General features: G+C 59.1%; 8 protein-coding genes. 7 read left to right on the top strand and 1 reads right to left on the bottom strand.

What is annotated here, in order from left to right:
* The coding region (locus VK92_RS22105; protein ID WP_048024125.1) for an aminotransferase class III-fold pyridoxal phosphate-dependent enzyme at nucleotides 1-577 on the top strand (577 nt) is incomplete at its 5' end.
* 277 nt (nucleotides 578-854) lie between these two features.
* Here VK92_RS22105 and VK92_RS22100 read toward each other — a convergent pair.
* Nucleotides 855-1,523 carry a hypothetical protein gene (locus VK92_RS22100; RefSeq protein ID WP_156187229.1) on the bottom strand — a complete coding sequence of 223 codons (669 nt, stop codon included), beginning with the start codon at nucleotides 1,521-1,523 and terminating at the stop codon, nucleotides 855-857.
* A gap of 210 nt (nucleotides 1,524-1,733) precedes the next feature.
* Here VK92_RS22100 and VK92_RS22095 point away from each other — a divergent pair, with 210 nt between their 5' ends.
* From VK92_RS22095 to VK92_RS40445, 6 genes are all read left to right on the top strand, one after another.
* On the top strand, nucleotides 1,734-2,036 hold the full coding sequence (locus tag VK92_RS22095; RefSeq protein WP_048024131.1) for a hypothetical protein: 303 nt from the start codon (nucleotides 1,734-1,736) through the stop codon (nucleotides 2,034-2,036).
* 11 nt (nucleotides 2,037-2,047) lie between these two features.
* Nucleotides 2,048-2,788: a replication initiation protein gene (locus VK92_RS22090; protein WP_048024122.1), complete on the top strand. Its 741-nt coding sequence runs from the start codon at nucleotides 2,048-2,050 to the stop codon at nucleotides 2,786-2,788.
* Between the two features lie 2 nt (nucleotides 2,789-2,790).
* Nucleotides 2,791-3,132, top strand: coding sequence for a hypothetical protein (locus VK92_RS22085; protein ID WP_048024120.1), 342 nt, complete (start codon nucleotides 2,791-2,793; stop codon nucleotides 3,130-3,132).
* Nucleotides 3,129-5,300, top strand: a complete 2,172-nt coding sequence (locus VK92_RS22080; RefSeq protein ID WP_048024118.1) for a DotA/TraY family protein — start codon at nucleotides 3,129-3,131, stop codon at nucleotides 5,298-5,300. Before VK92_RS22085 ends, VK92_RS22080 begins: the two co-directional genes overlap by 4 nt.
* Nucleotides 5,301-5,309: 9 nt before the next feature.
* Nucleotides 5,310-5,831, top strand: coding sequence for a hypothetical protein (locus tag VK92_RS22075; RefSeq protein WP_048024116.1), 522 nt, complete (start codon nucleotides 5,310-5,312; stop codon nucleotides 5,829-5,831).
* Between the two features lie 146 nt (nucleotides 5,832-5,977).
* Complete coding sequence (locus VK92_RS40445; RefSeq protein WP_082163817.1) at nucleotides 5,978-6,214, top strand: hypothetical protein; 237 nt, start codon at nucleotides 5,978-5,980, stop codon at nucleotides 6,212-6,214.
* Nucleotides 6,215-6,376 lie beyond the last annotated feature (162 nt).

Below are 6,376 nucleotides of genomic sequence, written 5' to 3'. Positions count from 1 at the left end.
CCGTACCGGCGAATGGTTCGCGCATCAGCACTTCGGCTTCGAGCCTGACCTGATCACGATGGCCAAGGGCCTCACGTCGGGCTACGTGCCGATGGGTGCCGTCGGCATTCACGAGCGCGTGGCGCGGCCGATCATCGACAACGGCGAATTCAACCACGGCCTCACGTACTCGGGCCACCCGGTGGCGGCAGCCGTCGCGGTCGCGAACCTGAAGCTGCTGCGCGACGAAGGGATCGTCGAGCGCGTGAAGAACGACATCGGGCCGTACTTCCAGCGCCGGCTGCGCGATGCGCTGGGCGACCATCCGATCGTCGGAGAGATTTCGGGAGCGGGGCTCGTGGCGGGCGTTCAGCTTGCGCGCGACCGGAACCGGCGCGAGCGGTTCGGTGCGAATGTCGATATCGGGACGATCTGCCGCGACTTCTGCTTCAACGGCAACCTGATCATGCGTGCGACCGGCGACCGGATGCTGCTGTCGCCGCCGCTCGTGATTCGCGAGGCGGAGGTCGACGAGATCGTCGACAAGGCGAAACGGGCGTTCGATGCGACGGCGCAGCGGGTGGGGTACGCACGGTAAGCCGGTATCTGGGTAGCTAGCTGCGTGCGGACGCGGGCGTCGAATGACATGGCGCCCGCGTCGCTCGGAGCACGCGCGACGCCAAAACGAAAAGGGCCTGCGTCGTGAGACGCAGGCCCTTGAATTCTTTGGTGGGCGGTACTGGGATCGAACCAGTGACCCCTGCCGTGTGAACCGGAAAATTGACACTGCGGAGACTGCAGGTTACTAGAGTTCCCCTTTTATATCAATACTCTAGGTAGCCAGACTTCCCCTGAGGTAACTCAAATTCCCGTCATCAATGTGCCAAATTTGTGCCAAAGGACAGGCCTGCGGCCTGCTCCAAATCGCCAATCGAACGGTCGAATTTGCTCAGGTGACGATCGAGGCGAAGCCGGTCATGTTCGACAAAATGCGCTAGCCTGACCTGGCTCTCACGAACCTCGCGCGCGGCTGTGTGTTCGAGTTGGGCTCGGAACCTGGTCAGGGTTTTCGCCGTGACCTTCCCGGCAGCGCCGTGGGTCAATGCGACCTTGCGCCGCCCCAATCCCTTGAGAAGCGGGCGGGCGGCCTCAATCGCATCAAGGCGGACTTCCCAGCCGAAGATTTCGTGCAACAGCTCATTGCTCCCAGAGAGCAACGCCATCCAGGCCGCCGTGCTCAAAGCATGCCTGGCGCGAGCCATGGACATCGCGCGGTCGCTTGCATACGCGCGCTGCTTGCGGCCCTCGGCGGCTGTCACGCCGGTGTCGTCGTACCCGTAGAACAGGCTTTCGACATCCCTTTGTGTACCGGCGATGGCCTGGAGCCGCATCGCTAGCTCTTGAGAGACATGAAGCGGCAAGTCACGCACGCGTTGGCATACGGCCTGATCCCTATTGCCCTCGTCATCCTCTTTGCGCATCTCATCCTTGCGTATATCGAGGATGGCGTGCACCAACAGGCCGCTGAGTGCCTGGTCGGTCATGCTGGCGTAGCTACTTCGCCCCTCGCGCATATCGGATTCCCTCAAGTTCCCTCTCGTTCACTGACGTGATTATGAGAAGCCACTGGTGGTTCTGCAAGACCCATCGAATTGAGACGGGGAGTCAAGAAATGTTCCTTAAGTGTCCTCACGCTCGGGATTCGTCCGTACCAACAATCACCACGTTTGGTCACTCAGGGGCACGAGAAGAAAATGCAGGAACGCGATTACGAGCTGGCTGCAAAGCTGAGCCGCGCCGGCGACGATATGTTGGTTGGTCCTGTCGAAGTCGCTGCACTGACAGGTCTCAGTCCGATCACCATCGGCAAGCGCAAGGTCACTTCCATGCCCGAGCCGGTGCCAGGCATTCGCCGCTTGCTTTGGCGCATGGGCGATGTTCGGCAATGGATGCGTCGGCGTAGCGGCATTGACGAATCCGTAGCCGAGGCTCGGCCGGGCCGTCGCGGCCGCCCTACTAAGGCTGAAGAGGTCTCCCGTCGCATGAGCGCACAGTAACTGGCGCGCGCATGACGAGATTCATCCCGCTGCCAGACGAGATAGATCTTTCGGAGAGGCACATTACCTTGAGGAACGATCTGGTCGTTGCATCACATGGCCTCAAAACACTGGCGGAACAACGCATCATTAAATCGTGCGCGGCAAAGCTCGATAGCTGCCGCCTCGATCAGGGCCGCTACAAGATCAAGCTGTCGGCCGCTGAATATGCGGAGACGTTCGGTCTAGATGCGAATACGGCATATGAGCAACTGAAAACAGTTGCCCGGTCACTACTAGATCGGACGATCCGACGTGAAGAGCAGACCAAGCGCGGCACGAAAGTGCACCTCGATCACTGGGTCAGTGGCATTACATACCACGAGGGTGCCGCGTGGGTTGAGCTCCGTTTCAGCCATGAAGCCACGCCATATTTGACGATGCTGCGCGGCAATCACACGACCTACATGCTCAAGCAGGCGGCTGGCCTGCGGTCGATCTACTCCTGGCGTTTGCTTGAGCTACTGATGCAGTTCAAGAGCACTGGCTGGCGGCATATCGACGTCGATGAATTTGCGATGGCCCTGGATGTGAAACCGAGCCATAGAAACAACTTTGCTCAACTTCGCCGCTGGATCATCGAGCCCGCAGTGAAAGAGTTGGTCGAGAAAGATGGTTGGTCGATTACTTGGGTACCTATCAAGGCCGGGCGCAAGGTTACGGCCTTGCGGTTCACGTTTAGCCGAGCTCGGCAAGGTCGCCTGGAATTCTGAACATGAACAACAAAATGACGATTGAAGAGCAGCTCTCAACGAAGCGTCAGGTGCTTTTCTGCCTGGGCATGTCTGCGTGCTCGTTGATTTGCGGATGGCCGTTTCCGGCTCCAGGGGTGTTTTCGCTGCTGACATACCGAACGACATGGGCCGTGCTCACGTTGGCGCTCCTCGTCATCACGATTGCCGTTGATGGGAATCTTTGGCTGCTACGCAACGAGGGAAAAACGCCTGCCGACTACTACGCCCGCAAGCATTGGTGGCTCCACGCCCTCGATTGGGAGCTTCACTTTTGTTGGCTGCGTTGGTTCGAAAAATCTCGCACGAAAGGAGGCCGCTCATGAAGCGATCTGCATTGCTTCGACTGCTCGGGGCCGCAGCGGCGTGGGCGGCCGCGCTCCCGGCCTTCGCCGACAACATGACGCTGGGGGAAATCAGTCAGGCGGCCGCCCGCTCCGGTGACAAGTCGCGCCAGGCGCTCATTACCATCTACGGAAACGTTGTCAACAATCCCCTAGCGACGGGTGGTGCCGGCGGCAGCGATACGATACTGGCCGGAATCTTCCAAGTCGCGAACGGTGCGCTGCTGGTCATCGGCGCGTTCTTCGCGTGCTATGTGATGTTCCGGAAGGTGTCGCAGACAGCGCACGACGGCGCTGTGTTCGATCGCGAAAAGCACACCATGTGGGGGCCGATCCGGATCGTGTGGGGTTTGGCTGCACTCGTGCCGACGGCAAATGGTTGGTCGCTCTCGCAGCTGCTGATGCTGTGGTCGGCGTCGGTTATGGGTATCGGTGTGGCAAACATCGGCGTCGACGCCGCCGTCGCAGCGTTCAACGACGGGAAGGGAATGGTGTTGCAGCCCGTCATGCCCAGTACGAATGCGCTGGCCCATAAGATCTTCGAGATCGAGCTTTGCCGGCATGGACTTAACGCAAGCTTAGCTATGGCGTCTAGCGGAGGGGGACTCCTTCCCGAAGACAGCTATATGCAAACCCAGGCGACGGACACCGGGTTCCTACTAGCCAACAAGAGTTTCGTATGCGGCGGTGCCAACGTCGATCCGGACCTCGCATCGCAGCCGAGCTCGACGAGTTGGTTCTCGAGCACGATCGACGTTGCCGAAGTCCGCAGGGCCCACCTCCAAGCGCTCTCCAGCATGGAAAAATCGCTGAGCGAATCAGCACGGCAATTCGTGAATGCGGTAACGATCCGCACCACGAGTGGTGGCAGCACACTGCCGGACGCAGAGATCGCGATCCAGTCGGCGGCCCAGCAGTATGAAAATACCGTCAATTCGATGGCCGCCACGAAGCAGGGCAATATTGGGGAGCTGGCCAGTCAGCTCAGCTCATCCATCAAGGAAGGGGGATGGTGGACGTTGGGTCAGTGGTATCAAACTTTCGCGGCGGCCAACACGAAGCTGTCTGATGCTGTAGCAGGCAAAGCAACGACATTCAGTGCGTCGATCAGCGGCGACCCTGGCATGATGACCGTCTACACGATGGCCTTGAATGCGTACCAGGCGCAACAGGGCAGAGCTACAACGACGCACGCTACTCCGCTTGGCACGCAACGACAGGACGATGGCGGCAACATCTTCGCGAAGCTGTTCAGCTCGCCCGGGCAAGCGCTAACGGGAGCGATTACCAACATCAACGATGGTGGCGAGTCGCGTGGCCAAATCAACCCGCTTATCAAGATGAAAAACCTCGGCGACCACCTTACTGGTGTCGCCGAGATCGGTCTTGCTGGATACCTGACTGCCAAGGGCCTTGAAAAGACCAGCGAAAGTTTCAGCATCGCAGGTTTGGCATCTCGAGTAGCCGACGCCAGCGGTGCGATCAGTTTCATTAAAGGCGCGCTGGATGGTGCCGGGCCCATCATCATGATGATCATCATCGCCGCGTTGCTGCTCGGTCTCGGCCTATCGACCTACCTGCCGATGGTGCCGTTCGTCATCTGGTTCGGCGCAGCCGTGAACTGGCTCGTCGTTGTCGGGGAAGGCGTGATCGCGGCCCCGCTATGGGCAATCACGCACTTGGGCGGGGAAGGCGACGGTTTCGGTCACAAAACCGCCCACGGCTACATCTTCCTACTGGAAATGATGGTTCGCCCCGTCCTCATGGTGATCGGCTTCTTCCTTGGCGGCGCAGGGATCATCGCCGGCGGAACGTTGCTGAACGAAGGCTTCGGCATCGCCCTTGCTAACGCGCAGTTTGACTCGTTGACTGGCATTGGCTCGATTCTGGCGTATTGCACGATTTATTTTTCGATGTGTCTCAACCTCGTGCATAGCTGCTTCAATTTGATCTTCCTGGTCCCCGACAAGGTCATCAACTGGGTAGGGGGCGTCGCGCCGGCAATGATCGGTGGCGACCATAGCGAGAGGACCAAAACCGCGCTCAATACCATGCTGGCAAAGTTCGATATTCGCCCGTCAGGCGGAGGTGGCAAGCGCCCGCTCGCTGGGACGAGTCCTGCATCCAAGTCTGATGGCATCAGGGAATAGGAGCATGCTATGCGATTGCTGAGACTTGCATCGGAGCTGTTCTATGTCGCGACATCCGTGCTGGCCGCGCTCCCCGCATTCGTGTATTCGGTATGGGGCGGGAAATTCCTGCACTCCGGCGCGGCCTTTGTGACCATGGTTGCATCTGTCACGTGGGTCGCGGGCGGTCTCCTGTTGCTATCGAAATGGCGCCGATCGCGCGACAGCGACATGCGGAAGCTAATCGTCTCGATTGCGCCGAGCTTCCGGCCACAGGTTGAGCTTGCCGACTATCTCAACACGCGGTATGTCGGCATTGACACCGTGACGGGCAGAGTGGTTGTCGTTGATCGTGAGAAGAATGTCGCGAAATGCGAGCCGATCACCTACATTCAAAGCGCCGAGGTGAGCGACACCGGCGACGCGGTCCATTCCGCGTTTACGTTCAACTTCCGGGACTTTGCCAATCCCTCGATGCAGATTCGGGTCAACCGACTTCACGCCGAAGATACTAGCGCTCGTATCCGGCATGCGTTGGGACGTGCGGCGTAGCGGATGGATACTAATCGACCAGGCCTAACGGCTCGGTATTGATATACATACAACGCGCACGATCTCATGCTCGGCAAAGCGTCTCGTGTGTGTCCTGACACACGCACACGAAATCTCCACCCACCACCTATTGCAGAGGTGATGACATGGCAACCAAACGTCCTATCAGTCCGGACGCACTCCGGTTTGAAATCGCACGCCTTCAGTCGGCGAACGCCCTCATGCGTGCGGCCAATAAGGCGCTGGCGAAGGGCGATAATGCAGCCCTAAGCGACATGGGTTTTTCGCGCGAGCAAGTTGACGAACTGCGGAGGCATGGAGGTTTTCCGCCGACATCGATCGGTAATAACACGCGGATGCTTACGTACTTGCGATCAATTTAAGGGCTCCATCCAGCGTCAATGAACGCCCTTCACGCACTGACCTGGAAGGGTGGACTTAACAGGTTTGGCGCGCGGACGGAGCCTTGTGGCGCCATTGCTATCTTCGTTGCGCGCGAAAGTCCGTCTGTACCGACCTCACATGAAATAGTATTATTGGCAACC

This window comes from Burkholderia sp. LK4 (assembly GCF_001043615.1).
GTDB lineage: Bacteria > Pseudomonadota > Gammaproteobacteria > Burkholderiales > Burkholderiaceae > Burkholderia > Burkholderia cepacia.
Note: the sequence above shows the minus strand (reverse complement) of the source record. Positions and strands in the feature narration are given on the sequence as shown.

Bases quoted from the DNA above. Each gene is read 5' to 3' on its own strand.
- VK92_RS22100 (WP_156187229.1), bottom strand. From the start codon at position 1,523: ATGACCGACCAGGCACTCAGCGGCCTGTTGGTGCACGCCATCCTCGAT.
- VK92_RS22095 (WP_048024131.1), top strand. From the start codon at position 1,734: ATGCAGGAACGCGATTACGAGCTGGCTGCAAAGCTGAGCCGCGCCGGC.
- VK92_RS22090 (WP_048024122.1), top strand. From the start codon at position 2,048: ATGACGAGATTCATCCCGCTGCCAGACGAGATAGATCTTTCGGAGAGG.
- VK92_RS22085 (WP_048024120.1), top strand. From the start codon at position 2,791: ATGAACAACAAAATGACGATTGAAGAGCAGCTCTCAACGAAGCGTCAG.
- VK92_RS22080 (WP_048024118.1), top strand. From the start codon at position 3,129: ATGAAGCGATCTGCATTGCTTCGACTGCTCGGGGCCGCAGCGGCGTGG.
- VK92_RS22075 (WP_048024116.1), top strand. From the start codon at position 5,310: ATGCGATTGCTGAGACTTGCATCGGAGCTGTTCTATGTCGCGACATCC.
- VK92_RS40445 (WP_082163817.1), top strand. From the start codon at position 5,978: ATGGCAACCAAACGTCCTATCAGTCCGGACGCACTCCGGTTTGAAATC.